Genomic DNA, 16,147 nt, shown 5'->3' with positions numbered 1-16,147 from the left:
TGCGGGTTTTGCATCTGAGTATTTTGTAGAAAAATACAGATAATCTAACTTCAGGTTAAGAAACCAAGTTAGTATTGTTATTATACTGTATTGGCAACGGACTTTAATTCCGTTCACTAAAGTTAAATTGGAATTTATACTCAATAAGTTTTAAATTTTTTATCTGTCTTGAAGCAAGAAGTACTCTTTCGGAAAATCCACTCGCTATTATTATTCCTCTAACTTCACAATTATCTTCTTCCGAAACAGCTTCCATATAGGCTAAAGTTTGAGCAATAACACTTGGCCTAGCTTCAATAGCTTTTAATTCAATAATCACTTTTCGTCCATTCTGGTCTTGAGCAGTTATATCAATTCGTCCAGCTTTAGTATTTCTTTCATTTCCGCCATCAACAATTTTTAATCCAAATTCGATTGTTTCTATATTTAATCTTAATGCGGATTGCAAATCTTTTTCTAGACTAAAAGTTAAATCATTATTGTCTTCATTTTCAATATTTTCAATGTCTTCATCCTGAATTTCGGCAATTACTTCTTCAGCAAATTGAATGTTATTATTTTCGTCAGGTCTAATTAAAAATACATCACCGTTAGAATTCCTTAAATTCCAATTTAGTTTTATAAGTCTACTTCTGATTTGTGATGTAGTTTGATTGTCAGGGTCAAAGTCGCTAGTTAATTGGTCTAAATTTTGTCTAACCCAATTTTTTAAAGGGCTTTGGATAACTTCATTTAGTTTGTTCTTTACAATTGCGTAATGTTTCGCCATTTCATTTTCAGTTTATTGCCAACGGTCGCCTAAACAAAATAAGTTTAGTCCTCATTATGTTTATTTCAATATTAAAAATTATATGCTAACGAAAATAACCGAAATTTTCTACAAAGTCAAAAAACGAAATGCAATTTAATGGTTGTCCTTCAAAACCTCGGGCATTTTGGATTTAAAGCGATTTAATCTTGGAATGGATACATTTTGGATATACGGGTGGTTGGGGTGTTTTTTTTCGTAGTCTTGGTGGTAATCTTCGGCTGCCCAAAACTTTTGGAAGGGATAAACTTCGGCGGCAATTTTGGCATTTAGCTTTTTGGCCAAGGCTTCTTTTTTCTTTAAAATAATCTGTTTTTGTTCGTTGTTCTGGTAAAAAATAATGGAACGGTATTGCGATCCTCTGTCATTGCCTTGTCCGTTAACTTGGGTAACGTTTTGCGAGGCAAAATAGACATCCACCAAGGTTTCAAAACTCACTACATTGGGGTCGTAAATAATCTCGACGGCTTCGGCGTGGCCGGTCTTTCCTGTATTGCTAGCCTCATAAGTAGGGTTTTTTGTATGCCCGCCGGAATAACCCGAAATGGATTCCTTTACACCTTTTACGCTCTCGTAAATGGCCTCGACGCACCAAAAGCAGCCACTCGCAAAGTATGCTTTGGCCAAGCCGTTTTCCATGGGGACTTCAACGGGTTCGGCATTAATTACGGCTTGCTGCTTTTTGTTGGTTTGTGCCGTGTTTTGGCAACTGAAAAATAGAGTAATGGCTAATAATGGGAGTAAGGTTTTCATGGATTGTTTTTTATGTTTTTTGCAACTAAAAAGTTATCTCGTCATGCTATCTCGATAACTATTTGGACTATTTCAGTATATCACAATTAAATTCGATGATGCATTGAAATAGCACTTCGACTGCGCTCAGTGTGACAATTCGGAATGACGACTTTTTAGATTTATTGATTTTAATAAATAGACGAAACAAACCGCAAAACCTTAAATAAAAAAGCCTTCAAAATTAATTTTGAAGGCTTTTGATATTTTAAAAGGAACGATGGTTTAGCTTATTTTAGCAAACAATTTTTCCATTTTTTCTTTTTCTTCTTCGGCTAATACAGGGTCTACCAAAATACGTCCACTGTGCTCATCGGTAATCACTTTTTTACGAGAAGCAATCTCTACCTGAACCTGTGGTGGAATAGTGAAGAACGAACCTCCAGAAGCACCTCTTTCAACCGGTACTACAGCCAAACCATTCTTAACATTGGTTCTAATTCTGGTGTAGGCCGCTACCAAACGGTCTTCGATTTGGTCTTTGTATTCTTCCGATTTTTGCAATAAGGCTTGCTCTTCTTTTTCGGTTTCGGCCAAAATATCGTTAAGCTCACCTTTTTTATGCTTTAGGTGGTTTTCGCGCTCTTTTAAACGCTCTTTGGTTTCGGCAATTACCTCTTTTTTCTGCTCTATTTGCGCCTTAAATTCTTTAATATGCTTTTCGGCCAATTCTATTTCAAGCTCTTGGAACTCTACTTCTTTGGTCAACGAGTTGTATTCCCTGTTGTTTCTAACGTTTTTTTGTTGCTCTCCGTATTTTTTAATCAAAGCTTTCGATTCTTCAATTAAATTCTTTTTACCTGCAATATCATTGTCGATAACCTCTAAACTGGCAACAAGTTTTTCTAATCTTATGTTTAATCCAGCTACTTCATCTTCCAAATCGCGAACTTCCAACGGCAATTCTCCACGAACATTTCTAATTTCGTCAATGCGCGAATCGATGAGTTGTAAATCGTATAAAGCTCTTAAACGCTCTTCAACAGTTGCTTCTTTCTTTTTAGCCATACTTTAAAAATACTTAACAGGATTGGTATTTGTCTTTGATAAAATGATTGCAAAATTAGGAATTTTTTTTGTAAGATAGGCTACTAAAAGGTTTTTTGTGAACTGTTCGCTTTCATAATGCCCAATATCGGCTAGAAGGATGTTGTTTTCGGCCTGAAAAAAGTCGTGGTATTTTAAATCGGCCGTTACAAAAGCTTCAGCGCCAGCGGATTTAGCGGCTTGAATGGCAAAACTCCCCGAGCCACCCAAAACGGCTACTTTCTGTACTTTTTTGTTTAAAAATGCCGAATGCCGAATGCAGGGCGTTCCCATTTTTGCTTTTAAATGATTTAGGAATGCGGTTTCGTCCATCGCTTCTTTCAATTCGCCCACCATACCGATGCCAATATTTTGGTTTTTGTTTTCGAGAGTGGTGATTTCGTAGGCGACTTCTTCGTAAGAATGTGTTTCAAAAAGCGTTTTTAGTAGTTTTTGCTCCAAATGCTTGGCGTAAGTAATCGTGATTTTGGTTTCTTCTTCGGTGTGAATTTGTCCCCTTTCGCCAATAGTCGGGTTGGAATCTTCATTGCCGTTAAACGTGCCGTAACCCTCTACGTTGAAGCTACAATCGTTGTAATTGCCAATACTGCCAGCGCCGGTTGCGAATAATGCTTTCCGAAGATTTTCGGCTTCACTTTTTGGCACGTAAGTCGTCAATTTTTTTATGGTGGCATTCTGCGGAATCAAAATGCGTTTTTTGCTCAGTTCCAATTGGTTGCAAATCATGTCGTTTACGCCTTGCAGGGCATTGTCTAAAGCCGTGTGCATGCTGTAAATGGCAATGTCGTTTTTTATGGCTTTCATCACTACGCGCTCCACGTACGATTTTCCGGTGAGTTGCTTCAATCCTTTAAAAATAATAGGGTGGAAGCTCACAATCAGGTTACAATTGTTTTCAATGGCTTCGTCAACTACCGTTTCAAGGGTGTCTAAAGTCACTAAAACGCCTGTTACTTTAGCATTTTTGTCGCCCACCAAAAGGCCTACGTTGTCAAAATCTTCGGCGTAAGCCAAAGGCGCCAAGGTTTCTAAATGGTTTACAACGTCTTGTACAATCATGTTGGATAAAGTTTTACTTCAAAGATAAAATAATTACTTTCACACTTGATTTTAGAATTAGTATATTTCGAGATTTATAACCTGTGTTCGATATAAAATGTTTTGATTAATAATTAGGAAATCAACAGTGTTTTGTCACTTCGAGCGGAGTCGAGAAGCTTATTACCTAAATATTGCTTCAAAAAGGGTCTCGACTCCGCTCGACCTGACAAAGTAAAGGCGCGTTTGAGTTCATACAGAGGAAGTTATTTACATTCAGCTCGCGGTTGTAATTTTAATTTGAAGCGATTTCAGTAAAATGAAAATAATCCGATACTTACTGTTTCCCGTGGTGCCGATTTATTATGCGGTGACTTGGCTGCGCAACAAATTGTACGATTGGGGCATAAAAAAATCAAAATCGTATCCCTTTCCGGTAATTTGCGTTGGAAACTTGAGTACTGGCGGAACAGGAAAAAGCCCAATGGTGGAGTATTTGGTGAGGCTTTTGAAAGATGACTGCAAGTTGGCCACGTTAAGTAGAGGGTACAAAAGAAAAACCGAAGGGTTTCAATTGGCCGATAAAAATGCCACTGCAGAAACTTTGGGAGATGAACCATTTCAGTTTTACAATAAATTTAAAGAAGATATAGCTGTTGCCGTTGATGCCGATAGACAAAACGGAATAGCTCAATTACAAAATTTGAATAATGCTCCAGAAGTGGTGTTGCTCGATGATGCTTTTCAGCACCGAAAAGTAAAGGCCGGATTCAATATTTTATTGACCACCTATTCGCAGCCGTATTTTAAGGATATGGTTTTACCCACCGGAAATTTGCGTGAACCCAAAAGTGGCGCAAAACGAGCCGATATCATTGTGGTAACCAAATGCCCGGAATACATCGGTGAAACCGAAAAGAATATTTATAAAAACCGAATAGCGCCCTTGCCACACCAGCAGGTGTTTTTTAGTTCCATTGCGTATGCTGATACGGTTGTTTCTGAAACGGAAAGTTTAAATTTAAACGGACTGAGCCACTTTACGTTGGTAACAGGTATTGCGAACGCCACACCATTAGTTGAATTTTTAAAGGGAAAACATCTGGATTTTGAGCATTTGAATTTTAAGGACCATCATGATTTTAGCCAACAGGAAATTGAAATACTGAAAGAAAAGCACCAAATTATTACCACCGAAAAAGATTTTGTTCGACTACAAAAGTATGACGCCCTAAAAGGGAAATTGTTTTATTTGCCCATTAAAGCGACCATTGATGACGAACATAAATTCAATATGCTAATCATCGATTTTATTAAGCGCTAGAGGTTGTTTTTTTCTTGCCAGCTAAGGCATTATATAGTTTTTTCTCGAACTCTTCCTGTTTGAATGGTTTCGGGATAATATCGGTAAATCCGGCTTCTTCAAACTCATGCATTTTATCCTCAATGGTAACGGCCGTTAGGGCGAAAATGGTAAGCTCCTTATCGAAAGATCTTACGATTTTTGTGGCCTCGATACCACTAATGCCAGGCATGTGTATATCCATTAAAATGATGTCGTACGTATTGGCCTTAATTTGTTCAACGGCGTCTTCACCGTTATCAACAATATCGCATTTTAACTCCATTTTAGTTAAAATTTTCTTGGTAATCATTTGGTTGATTTTATTGTCTTCAACCACCAAAATTTTAACATTGGTTAAATCGATATCTTCTTTGTTGCCTTCAAAATAAGCCACTTTGTTTTCTTCGCCTTCCTCGATGTTTGTTTTTTCTAAAGGTATTTCAAAATAAAACGTCGTACCAACTTCAAGTTCACTTTTTACGTATATTTTTCCTTTTAAAATGTCTATCAATCCTTTTACGATAGAAAGACCAAGGCCGGTACCACCATATTTTCTGTTAATTTGAATGGAACCTTGTGAGAAGCTTTCAAACATGTGGTCCTGCTTTTCTTGGCTAATACCAATACCGTTGTCTTCAATTTCGAAACGAAGGGTGAACACTTTTCCGGCCTCTTCAATTTTATAAACTCGTATCCAAATGTCGCCATCCTTGGTAAACTTTATGGAGTTCCCCACAAGGTTGATTAGGATTTGCGATATTTTTATTTGGTCGGCAATAAAGTTTTCGGGTAGATTTTTGTCGTACTCAAAATGAATTTTAACATTATTGTCTTGGGCCGAGTTGTTAAGCGCCAAAATAATGTTGTTGATTTTTTTGTTGAGGTTGAAAACTTCAGGCTCTAAATCAACTTTATTGGCTTCAATTTTGTTGATTTGAAGGATGTCGTTGATGAAAGTAAGCAAGTAATCGCCAGAAAATTTTAAAGATTTTAAGTGCTGAACCTGCTCGGGTTTCGGGTTTTCATCCAAAAGCATGTTACTCAAACCAGTTACAGCATACAGTGGCGTACGTAATTCGTGTGTTACGGTTGATAAGAAATTGGCTTTAGTTTTTGAGGCTAATTCGGCTTTTTCTTTAGCAACAATAAGTTCCGCGTTCTTTTTATGCAGCATATTGTTGGTTTTTAACCTGATGTTGTTGTTTTTGTACAACGACAGGGTTAAAAGCGACAAAATAGTAATAAGCGCCACACTTAAAATAGAGGTAAGCGTTTGTAAATTGTTGCTGTCTTCGGCTTTTTCCAACTTTTCCAAAGCCAATTTGTTCTTTTCAATTTCTTCACTTAGCAAATACTGTGCTTCAAGGTCGCGAGACGAATTAATGCGGGTTAAGCTTCTAATGGAATCGGATAACGCTACATAAGCACTTAAATACTCTCTTGAAGTTTTAAAGTTGTCAATGTTTTTATAAAGACTACTTAATACAAAATACCCTTCGTTAAGAATACTTGTAAAGCTGTTGGTTTTTGCAATTTGAATGCTTTCGTGGGCTATATTGAGTGCTTTTTGGTCATTGTTTAGTTTTTCATAAATCTTGGCTTGATTTAAAAGGGCATTGCTCAATATTTTTTGGTATTTGTAATTTTTGGCAATGGCGATAGATTGCTCGATAACATTGCGGGCTTTTGTGTAGTTTTTTAATTGAACGTAGGTTTTGCTTTCCTGGAGCAGAGTTTCGGCCAAGTATTCGTTCAGTTCTTCTTCTTCAAATTTTGATTTGGCTGCTGTATAAGAATCTAAAGCCGAATAGTAATCGTTTTTTGCCAAATAAACATCTCCAAAAGTTTTATATGAAATCCCTAGGTTTTTATTATCATTAATAATGCGTTGTATTTCAATGGCTTTGTTTAACGATTTTACGGCTTTGTCCTTTTCGCCAATAATAAGTTGTATTCTACCTTTAATAGCGTAAATAACGCCAATACTTTTTTTGTTATCGGCATCTTCGGCTAGTTTTAGAGCTTCATCAAGGTTTTTTTGTGCCTTGAAATAATTGAAGTTTTCCAACTCGGCTTGCGACTCCGCAATGCGGTAGCTGATGTTGTTTTGAGTCAACTCCGGGTCATTGTCAATGGTTTTTTGAGCCACTGCTTTTAAGCTGAAGACTAAAACTAGTATGTAAATGTAGCTTTTCATTTTGGGGTATAATTCAAACTAATACGGACAAATATAATTATTTTATCGATAAAACGTTGTTTTTTGACGACAAATTGCAAATTAAATCTATTATTCTGCTAGAATACCCTGATTCGTTGTCGTACCAACCTATTATTTTTACCATATTTCCAATTACCGATGTCATTTCTGAATCGAAAATGCAAGAATGAGTATTTCCTACAATATCAACTGAAACGATTGGTGCTTCAGTATATTCAAGAATATTTTTATAATGGTGTTGGGCGGCTTCTTTAAACAAATAGTTGATATCTTCAATTGAAACCGATTTTTTTACGTTGAACGTAATGTCGGTTAGCGACCCGTTAATAACAGGAACGCGAATACCGCAGCCTCCAATAACATCCGATAGGTTTGGGAAAATTTTAGTTAGCGCTTTGGCCGCTCCTGTTGTGGTAGGCACGATAGATTGCCCAGCAGCTCTCGATCGGCGCAAATCGCGATGGGGCTGATCGTGCAAACTTTGATCGGTAGTGTACGAATGTACCGTAGTAATATAGGCTTGGTCTATGCCGCAAAACTGATTAATAATATCGATCATAGGTGCCGCATTGTTGGTTGTGCAGGATGCGTTCGAAATTATAGTTTCGTCACCATCAATTAAATGGTCATTCACTCCCATAACAATGGTTTTAATATCTTCCTCAATTGGGGGCACACTCAAAACAACCTGTTTGGCACCGTTATTAATATGGTGTTGCAAAACGGAGGAAGTTTTAAACTTCCCTGTGGATTCAACTACAAAATCGACGTTATAGGCTTTCCAATTAATGTCTTTGGGGTGTGCATGGTTTAACAGCGGAACACTTTTGTTGTTCACAATAATATTTTCGGCATCATGTGAAACCTCGCCGTTAAAAATACCGTGAATGCTGTCGTACTTTAATAGATGGCTCAGGGTTTTAGTATCGGCCAAATCGTTTATGGCAACCACCTCGATGCCGTCATGGTTTTGAAGCAGCCTAAAAAGACGTCTGCCAATTCTACCAAATCCGTTAATGGCAATACGAATCATATTTAGTTAATGTGTTTTTGGGCCTTGTATGACGAACGTACCAAAGCACTGCTCTCTACATGACGGAAGCCTAAATCGAGTCCAATTTCTTCGTATTCTTTAAATTGGTCGGGGGTGATAAACTGTTTTACCGGTAAATGCCTTTTGCTGGGTTGAAGATATTGACCAATGGTTACCACATCCACATCGTTCTCTTTTAAGTCGTGTAAGGTTTCAATCACCTCTTCGCGCGTTTCGCCCAAGCCCAACATAATGCCCGATTTGGTACGGCGCTGGCCTTGGCTTTTCAAATATTTTAAAACGCCCATACTGCGATCGTATTGCGCCTGTATCCTCACCTCTCGCGTTAAACGACGAACTGTTTCAATGTTATGCGATACTACTTCTGGGGCTACATCAACAATTCTGTTGATATGCTTTTCAATACCTTGGAAATCGGGTATTAATGTTTCAAGTGTGGTTTCTGGGTTCATTCGTCTTACCGCTTTAACGGTTTCGGCCCACATAATACTCCCCATGTCTTTAAGGTCGTCACGATCTACACTGGTTAAAACCGCATGCTTAATTTTCATGATTTTTATAGAACGGGCAACTTTTTCTGGTTCATCCCAATCTACCGTTTCGGGCCTACCCGTTTTTACGCCACAAAAGCCACAGGAACGGGTACAAACGTTTCCTAAAATCATAAAAGTAGCGGTACCTTCTCCCCAACATTCGCCCATGTTGGGGCAGCTCCCCGATGTGCAAATGGTGTTGAGGTTATATTTATCTACCAGTCCGCGTAGTTCGGTGTATTTTTTTCCTGTTGGAAGCTTTACACGGAGCCATTTAGGTTTTTTTTGTCTTTCAGGTAATATATTGGATGCCGTATCTGTATTCATACTTAAAAAATGATAGAAGGCAAAGATACGAAGTATTCTTTTAAAAGATGCTCTATAAGGTGCTTAGATACCAAAAGCTGAAACCTGCCAAAAAAGCAATGCCCAATACGCACCAAATATGCATGAGTTTTGATGGCCGACAAGTTTGAGGCATGTGTTTGCTGGATATTAAAACGTAGTTAATGATGGCATAAAAAGGCGCTGTAACAAACGACAGTATGGTGGCTATTTTTATTAAGAGTCCCATTTCGGAAGCTAAAAACAAGAAAATACAGACGGTGCCAATTGAAAGCATAATGATCCAAAACCCATAATTCAATTTGGTGGTTTTATGGAAAAGCAGTTGTGTGGTTTTTTCCATGGCTCGCGGCGAGGCATCCAATGTGGTAAGTGTAGTGCTAAACATGGTGGTAAATGCGGCCAAGCCAATAATGATATATGCCCAGTTGCCTAAATTGGTGGTGTACATGCCTATTAGCTGACTGGAAAAGACCGTAGCAGAATCGCTGAAGGTTTCGCCGCTGTTAAACATAACCAAGGCGCCTAATAGTACAAAGCCGGTGCCCAAAAAAATGGTGCTGATGTAACCAATGTTAAAATCAAAAAGTGCCGATTTGGTATTGTACCTTTTGGTGTCGTTATTTTTTTCAACGGTCCATAACGATTGCCACACTGAAATATCCAAAGGAGCCGGCATCCATCCCATAAAGGCGATTAAAAAAGCAATATCTAAAGGGTTTTCGGGGAGTACCTGTTTAAATGACAATCGCTCGGTATGTTTGAGTAAGGCTATGCTTATAGCTATAATGGTGCTTATGGTTAAAGTGATGACAATTATTTTCATCAATCGGTCTAAAAGTTTGTACCTCCCTATAACCAATAGTAGTAAACAGGTTGAAATAATGATGATGGTCCAGACTTTAAGGTTGATAAAATCACCAAAAAGGGTAGAGGCTAAACCTGCGGTAACAATGGTAACTCCTGCTTGTACGGTGAAAATGGTGGCTAAATTGAGAACAAAATACAGGATTAAAATACCCTTACTAAGTTTTTTGTAGCCATCTAACAAGCTTTCGCCGGTGGCTGTGGCATATCTTGGGCCAAATTGGAAAAATGGATATTTAAACAGATGAGCCAAAAGCAATGCCCACAGTAAAGCTAAGCCAAAATCGGCACCAGCCCGTGTAGATTGAACCAAATGCGAAACGCCAATAGCGGCTCCGGCAAATAATAGGCCCGGCCCCAGGTTTTTTAGTTTTGCCCTCATTATTTCTCCCTAATAATTTCAGTAAGCAGCTTTTTGGCCCGAAGTAACTTTACTTTTACGTTGTTAATGGGCTCGTCCAATTCTTTCGATATTTCTTTATAACTCAGCTCTTGGAAATACCTCAAGTTGATGATTTCCTGGTAATGGGGCTTCAGTTTTTTTATGTCGCGCAACAGTTTCGCCAAATGTTGTTCGGTAATCAATTTGTCTTCCGGCGACGGCGATTCATCCAAAACCTGAAAGGCCTCGCGCTCATCTTTCGAAATCACTTGCCCAATGGAGTTTTTTTCCTTCCGAAGCAAATCGATATGGATGTTTTTAGAGATGGTAATCAGCCAAGTTTTAAAAGTGTATTTTTCATTGAAGGTTTCAATGCGATCAAACGCTTTCGAAAAGGTTTGAATGGTAATATCTTCGGCATCGTTCTCGTTTTGGGTGCGCTTAAGCTGAAATCCGTAAACATCGTCCCAATACAAATCCAATAAAAAGTTGAACGCTTTTTGGTCGTTTTTTTTAGCTCGTTTAATGGCTTCGGTTATTTCCAATGGTTGGGTTTTGAAATAAGATTATTTATAAAGATAGCCAATTGTAATAAAATAAGAAAAATCTCGAGAAAAGGCAGAAGTAATAGCAAATCGGTTTCGTTGAGTTTTTTAGACGACAATCCTAAAACCGTGTATTGTACTATGGTTCTTAATAAAAACAAACTTAAAACGACCTGCCATTGATATAACGAAGGGAGTAAAATGAAAGCGAACAACCAAAATAAAATGTTGGAAACGTACAAAACCGTTAAGATAACTTTATGTACGGTTTTATAATGAATGGCGGTGGAAACATGTCGTCTTTTTTGTTTAAACCATTCATTAAACGTTGTTTTGGGCGTAGATGTTGTAAAGCTTTCTTTTGTAAAACAAATAGCCGTATTGTGTTTTGTGGCTACTTGGTTGACAAAAAGGTCGTCGTCGCCAGAGCGGATCTTAATGTGCTCTATAAAACCGTTGGCCTTAAAGAATTCTTTTTTCGCATAGGCCAAATTGCGCCCCACGCCCATGTAGGGGGTTCCGGCAATGGAAAACGAAAAATAGTTTGTCGCCGTAATAAGCGTTTCAAAACGAACGATTTTGTTGAGAAACGAATTTTTGATTTTCTCGTAGGCGCCGTAGCCTAAAACCAAAGCTTTTTCTTCACTGAAATGGGCGGCCATTTCGGCAATCCAATTTTGTGAAAGTGGCTTGCAATCGGCATCGGTAAACAAAAGGTATTCGTTTTTTGATGCTTTTATGCCCAAGGTCAACGCATATTTTTTATTGCCCCAAAACGCTTCAATACTTTTAACATCCACCACTTTTATGTTGTTGTGCTCGGCAGCAAAGCTTTGCATTACTTCTAAAGTGTCGTCTTTTGAAGCATCGTTAATCAATACGATTTCAAAATTGGGATAGTCTTGTGCAATGACCGATGGTAAAAACCGATTTAGGTTATCGGCTTCATTTTTGGCACATATAATTACCGAAATGGGAAGATTTTTTTTAGTCGCTTCCTGCGGATTTAAAAAAGCAAATTTTCCGAAGATAAATACGTAAAATACAATTTGGATAACAACTACAACAATAAATGCGCAGTAAATAAAACCCAGAAGCCCCATGAATTAGTTACGAATGTTGAGGTTCGTTACAGTCACTAAATTGATCGGGGGTTTTTCCACAAAAACCGCAGGCCTCACCTTCTTGGTTTAGCATTGGGTTTTGGCTAGCGCAAGTACCGGCAAACTTGCCGTCTTTTTTTGCCCAAATTTTAATGGCAATTCCTGCAATGCCCAATCCTAATAATACTAAAGTGATTAAAAGAAGTTTCATGAGTTTTTGATTGTTTGTGCAAAGATAAGGGTTTTACTTCTAAAATTTAAGGGAACTTATTCAAATCAAAATATTATTCGTTTAGCAAAAGATATGCTAGATGTACTTTACTGGATTGCTTCAAAAAAAAGCCTCATTTTAACTTAGTTAAAATGAGGCTTTAATTATTTATAGCTATTAATCTATTGTAAATCAATTTCAGCAACCGAGTTTTCTGTAGAGGCTACATTATTGCCGCCTTTGGGCTCTATGGTAATGTTTAAACCAAGCGCGTCTTCCATGTAAGGGATGTTTTTTAATTTGCGGTCGGCTTCACTTAAAACGCCCAAACTCACCATTTTATCTTGCAATTCTGCCCAAATTTGGTAGCATTGCTCGTCTGGTAATTTAGGTAATGAAACCACATCGATCATAGATGTTTTTTCCTTGGCATTAATGTAGGCCACCGTTTTTAATTGTTTGGCCCTATCGTTGCCGTTAATAATGTATTTTTCGGTTTCGGGGTTATTCAATTTTAAAAGTTGGCGCATCACGTTGTCCAACATAGCGTTGTTCTTTTCAATATCGTTTCGCAAATCGAAAAGTTCATCAACCACTACTTGGTTTTCTCGTGCCAGTTTTTGGTTTTGGTTGTAAAAAATATACGAGGTTCCGGCAAAAAGTAAAGCGACAACACTGGCAGCTATACTATATTTGTACCATTTTTTGTATCTCCTTTTGGGTGCTAATTTTACAACAGGTTTTTCATCTAGTTCATCCAAAATATTATTTAAGATGTCTTTGGGGGCTTCCACAGCATGGGCTTTGGCAACCACCTCTAAGTTAAATTGCAGCGTATTGTAGGCATGCTGTACTTCTGGGTATTTTGAAATATAAGACTCCACTTGTTCTGTTTCGGCAGAAGAAGTTTCACCTAATAGATATTTTTCCAATAGGCCAGAATTTAAAAAAGTAGTTATTTTCGCATTCATGACGTTTGTTGTTGAGGATCGTAGATTTTTTTAAGTTCCCGCAATCCAATTTTTAATCTCGATTTTATTGTGCCCAACGGAATATCCAGTTCCTCGCTGGCTTCTTGCTGGGTCATGCCTTCAAAAAAGAGGGCGTTCAGCACTATTTGGTATTTTTCGTCTAAACTGTTTAGGTGTTTTTTGATGTCTAAAACATCCTGATTTAATTCATTTGAGTTTATCTTATATACGTTGGAAGTCTCAATTTGGACTTCGTTACCGCTTTTGTTTTTTTGCGACCGAACTTTGTCTATTGCCGTATTGTATGCAATACGGTACAACCAAGTAAATAGCTTGGCTTTGCTGGGGTCGTATTTTTTCGAATAGCGCCAAATTTTAACGAAACTTTCCTGCAAGACATCTTGGGCAGTATCTTCATCCTTTATAATTTTTTGGATGACCCCGTAAAGAGCGTCGGCATAGTACTCGTACAATAACTTAATGGCTTTTTTGTCGCCACTTTGTAGCAGGGAAACTATTTCTTTTTCTATTGCTGAAATCAAGGTCGGCTAGTTTATGTGAATAAGGATGAAAATATTTGTAAAATCAAATTTAGACATTTCTTTTGAAATCAAAGGATATTAACTTCGGCCTCAATAGAAATATTAAACAGGCGTTTAATGGTTTTTTGAATTAATTTAGAAAGCTCCAATATATCAGAGCCACTGGCACCACCGTAATTTACCAATACAAGCGCTTGTTTTTTGTGAACACCGTATTGGCCAAACCGTTTGCCCTTAAATCCGGCTTTTTCAATGAGCCAGCCCGCAGGAACTTTTACTTCGGCGTCTGAAATGGGATACGACGGAATATCTTTAAAATGTTTCAGCAGTTCCTCAAAATCGTTTTTTGAAATCACTGGGTTTTTAAAAAAGCTACCACTGTTGCCTATTTCTTTTGGGTTGGGCAATTTGCTTTCGCGAATGGCAATAACCGCATTCGAAATATCTTTTATTGTAGGTTCGGCGATATTGTTGTTTTCAAGCTCAGCTGAAATCGTGCCATAACTGGCGTTAATATTATGGTTATGCTTACTAAGTTTGAAAGTAACACTGGTGATGATAAATTTGCCTTTGACCTCCTGTTTAAAAACCGAGTTTCGGTAACCAAAATTGCAATCGGTTTTTGTGAAGGTTTTTAGGGTTGTTCCATCTAATGAAAGAGCTTCGCAAGATTCAAAAACATCTTTAAGCTCCACACCGTAGGCCCCAATATTTTGAATGGGGGCAGTACCTACATTACCGGGAATTAACGATAGGTTTTCAACGCCACCAAAATTATGGTCAATACACCACAGTACAAATTGGTGCCAATTTTCTCCGGCTTGGGCCTTAACGGTAACAAAATCGTCATTTTCCGAAATGACCTCGATGCCCTTTAGATTAACGTGAATTACTAGTGCATCAACATCTTCGGTAAGCAACATATTACTGCCGCCGCCCAAAATCAGTTTTTCGGGGTAATCATTCAAACCCAAAATCTGTTTCAGTTCATTAATGGTTTTAACCGAAACAAAATGCTTCGCCAAAACATCAATGCCAAAAGTGTTGTAGGGTTTTAAAGATATATTTTGCTGTATCTGCACTAGTTGGGGTAAACTTTTAAAGCTTCTTTTAAAATGTTAACGGCCTTTACCAAACTTTCTTTGTTTAATACGTAGGCAATTCGAATTTGGTTCAAGCCCACGTCCGGAGTGGAATAAAATCCGTTAGCGGGTGCTACCATTACGGTTTCGCCATCAATATCAAAATGTTCCAAAAGCCACTGCGCGAAATCGTCGGCGTTTTTTATAGGCAATTCCGCAATGCAATAAAACGCCCCTTGCGGAACGGCTACCTTTATGCCATCGATTTTTTTGAGTTCTGCAATTAAGGTGTCTCTTCTGTCTACATATTCTTCAATCACATCATCAAAATAGCTTTGAGGAGTATCCAAAGCCGCTTCGCTCGCTATTTGCGCGTATGTTGGCGGGCTCAATCGTGCTTGCGCAAATTTGAGCACTGTTTGCATGAGCGTTTTGTTTTTGGAAACCAAGCAGCCTACACGCGCACCGCACATGCTGTAACGTTTTGAAACCGAATCAATAATTACGGCGTGCTGGTCAATACCTTCCACCTGCATGATGGAGTAGTGTGTGTTTCCGTCGTAAACAAATTCGCGGTATACTTCGTCGGCCACCAAAAATAAATCGTGCTTAACGGCCAAAGCTGCCAGTTGCTGTATTTCTTCTTTTGAATATAAATAGCCCGTTGGGTTGCCGGGGTTACAAATTAAAATAGCCTTGGTTTTTGGCGTTATCAGCTTTTCAAATGTGTTAACCGGAGGCAAGGCGAAATTGTCGTCAATGTCGCAAATAGCCGGAACCACTTTAACGCCCGATGCGGTTGAGAACGCAATGTAATTAGCATAAAAAGGCTCAGAAATAATCACTTCATCATTGGGGTCCATGATACTACTGAAAAGGAACAAAAGCGCCTCACTGGCACCCGTGGTAACAATAATATCGTTGTGAGATACTTTTATATCGTGCTTGCCAAAGTATTGTGCCAGTTTTTTTCTGTATGATTCAGAGCCTTCAGAACGTGAATACGAAAGAATTTCTATATCGTTCTGCTTTACAGCATTTAAGGCGACTTCGGGGGTCTTTATATCGGGTTGTCCAATGTTTAAATAATAAATGTGTTTTCCGTTTTCGGTAGCTTGTTCGGCATACGGAACAAGTTTTCGAATGGGAGAAGCGGGCATATCATGGCCTTTTTGTGAAATAGTTGGCATTAAATAACTGTTTTTAAGCTGCAAAGTTGAGAAAATTATCTTAAAGTTTTTTTAAAAAACACCCATAAATCACT

The 16,147-nt window shown here is 38.1% G+C and carries 16 protein-coding genes; 1 reads left to right on the top strand and 15 read right to left on the bottom strand.

Annotated features, from left to right (window positions below):
• Nucleotides 1-103: 103 nt before the first annotated feature.
• From ABI125_13955 to ABI125_13940, 4 genes are all read right to left on the bottom strand, one after another.
• Entirely contained in the window at nt 104-769 is a 666-nt protein-coding gene (locus tag ABI125_13955) for an endonuclease NucS domain-containing protein (GenBank protein XCF05807.1), read from the bottom strand.
• Nucleotides 770-904: 135 nt separating this feature from the next.
• The gene (msrA, locus tag ABI125_13950; protein ID XCF05806.1) at nt 905-1,561 is read right to left on the bottom strand and encodes a peptide-methionine (S)-S-oxide reductase MsrA; all 657 of its coding nucleotides are present in this window, start codon (nt 1,559-1,561) and stop codon (nt 905-907) included.
• Nucleotides 1,562-1,825: 264 nt separating this feature from the next.
• Nucleotides 1,826-2,608, bottom strand: coding sequence for a C4-type zinc ribbon domain-containing protein (locus ABI125_13945; protein XCF05805.1), 783 nt, complete (start codon nt 2,606-2,608; stop codon nt 1,826-1,828).
• Nucleotides 2,609-2,611: 3 nt separating this feature from the next.
• On the bottom strand, nt 2,612-3,706 hold the full coding sequence (locus ABI125_13940; protein XCF05804.1) for a Nif3-like dinuclear metal center hexameric protein: 1,095 nt from the start codon (nt 3,704-3,706) through the stop codon (nt 2,612-2,614).
• A 298-nt stretch (nt 3,707-4,004) separates the two neighbouring features.
• Here ABI125_13940 and lpxK point away from each other — a divergent pair, with 298 nt between their 5' ends.
• Nucleotides 4,005-5,009, top strand: a complete 1,005-nt coding sequence (lpxK, locus tag ABI125_13935) for a tetraacyldisaccharide 4'-kinase (protein XCF05803.1) — start codon at nt 4,005-4,007, stop codon at nt 5,007-5,009.
• On the opposite strand, the gene ABI125_13930 is transcribed toward lpxK, so the two are convergent.
• The 11 genes from ABI125_13930 to ABI125_13880 all read right to left on the bottom strand — a co-directional run bounded on the left by ABI125_13930 (nt 4,999) and on the right by ABI125_13880 (nt 16,073).
• Nucleotides 4,999-7,227 (bottom strand): ATP-binding protein, encoded by a 2,229-nt coding sequence (locus ABI125_13930; protein XCF05802.1) that lies wholly within the window; start codon nt 7,225-7,227, stop codon nt 4,999-5,001. The two genes, lpxK and ABI125_13930, sit on opposite strands and share 11 nt — an antisense overlap.
• Nucleotides 7,228-7,264: 37 nt before the next feature.
• Nucleotides 7,265-8,281 carry a type I glyceraldehyde-3-phosphate dehydrogenase gene (gene gap, locus ABI125_13925; protein XCF05801.1) on the bottom strand — a complete coding sequence of 339 codons (1,017 nt, stop codon included), beginning with the start codon at nt 8,279-8,281 and terminating at the stop codon, nt 7,265-7,267.
• Nucleotides 8,282-8,283: 2 nt separating this feature from the next.
• Complete coding sequence (lipA, locus tag ABI125_13920) at nt 8,284-9,162, bottom strand: lipoyl synthase (protein XCF05800.1); 879 nt, start codon at nt 9,160-9,162, stop codon at nt 8,284-8,286.
• A gap of 52 nt (nt 9,163-9,214) precedes the next feature.
• On the bottom strand, nt 9,215-10,429 hold the full coding sequence (locus tag ABI125_13915) for an Nramp family divalent metal transporter (protein XCF05799.1): 1,215 nt from the start codon (nt 10,427-10,429) through the stop codon (nt 9,215-9,217).
• Entirely contained in the window at nt 10,429-10,974 is a 546-nt protein-coding gene (locus ABI125_13910) for a sigma-70 family RNA polymerase sigma factor (protein ID XCF05798.1), read from the bottom strand. Before ABI125_13910 ends, ABI125_13915 begins: the two co-directional genes overlap by 1 nt.
• Nucleotides 10,965-12,077, bottom strand: coding sequence for a glycosyltransferase (locus tag ABI125_13905; protein ID XCF05797.1), 1,113 nt, complete (start codon nt 12,075-12,077; stop codon nt 10,965-10,967). The genes ABI125_13910 and ABI125_13905 overlap by 10 nt, the downstream gene beginning before the upstream one ends.
• A 7-nt stretch (nt 12,078-12,084) precedes the next feature.
• The gene (locus tag ABI125_13900; protein XCF05796.1) at nt 12,085-12,288 is read right to left on the bottom strand and encodes a membrane or secreted protein; all 204 of its coding nucleotides are present in this window, start codon (nt 12,286-12,288) and stop codon (nt 12,085-12,087) included.
• Between the two features lie 182 nt (nt 12,289-12,470).
• The gene (locus ABI125_13895) at nt 12,471-13,259 is read right to left on the bottom strand and encodes an anti-sigma factor (protein ID XCF05795.1); all 789 of its coding nucleotides are present in this window, start codon (nt 13,257-13,259) and stop codon (nt 12,471-12,473) included.
• Nucleotides 13,256-13,801 carry an RNA polymerase sigma factor gene (locus tag ABI125_13890; protein XCF05794.1) on the bottom strand — a complete coding sequence of 182 codons (546 nt, stop codon included), beginning with the start codon at nt 13,799-13,801 and terminating at the stop codon, nt 13,256-13,258. The genes ABI125_13895 and ABI125_13890 overlap by 4 nt, the downstream gene beginning before the upstream one ends.
• Nucleotides 13,802-13,869: 68 nt before the next feature.
• Nucleotides 13,870-14,883, bottom strand: coding sequence for a UDP-N-acetylmuramate dehydrogenase (gene murB / locus ABI125_13885; protein ID XCF05793.1), 1,014 nt, complete (start codon nt 14,881-14,883; stop codon nt 13,870-13,872).
• Complete coding sequence (locus tag ABI125_13880) at nt 14,883-16,073, bottom strand: pyridoxal phosphate-dependent aminotransferase (GenBank protein ID XCF05792.1); 1,191 nt, start codon at nt 16,071-16,073, stop codon at nt 14,883-14,885. Before ABI125_13880 ends, murB begins: the two co-directional genes overlap by 1 nt.
• Nucleotides 16,074-16,147 lie beyond the last annotated feature (74 nt).

It is taken from the genome of Tamlana crocina (assembly GCA_040429635.1).
In the GTDB taxonomy this organism is placed as follows: Bacteria; Bacteroidota; Bacteroidia; order Flavobacteriales; family Flavobacteriaceae; genus Flavisericum; species Flavisericum crocinum.
The sequence above is the reverse complement of the archived record's forward strand: the minus strand, read 5'-3'. Positions and strand labels throughout refer to the sequence as shown.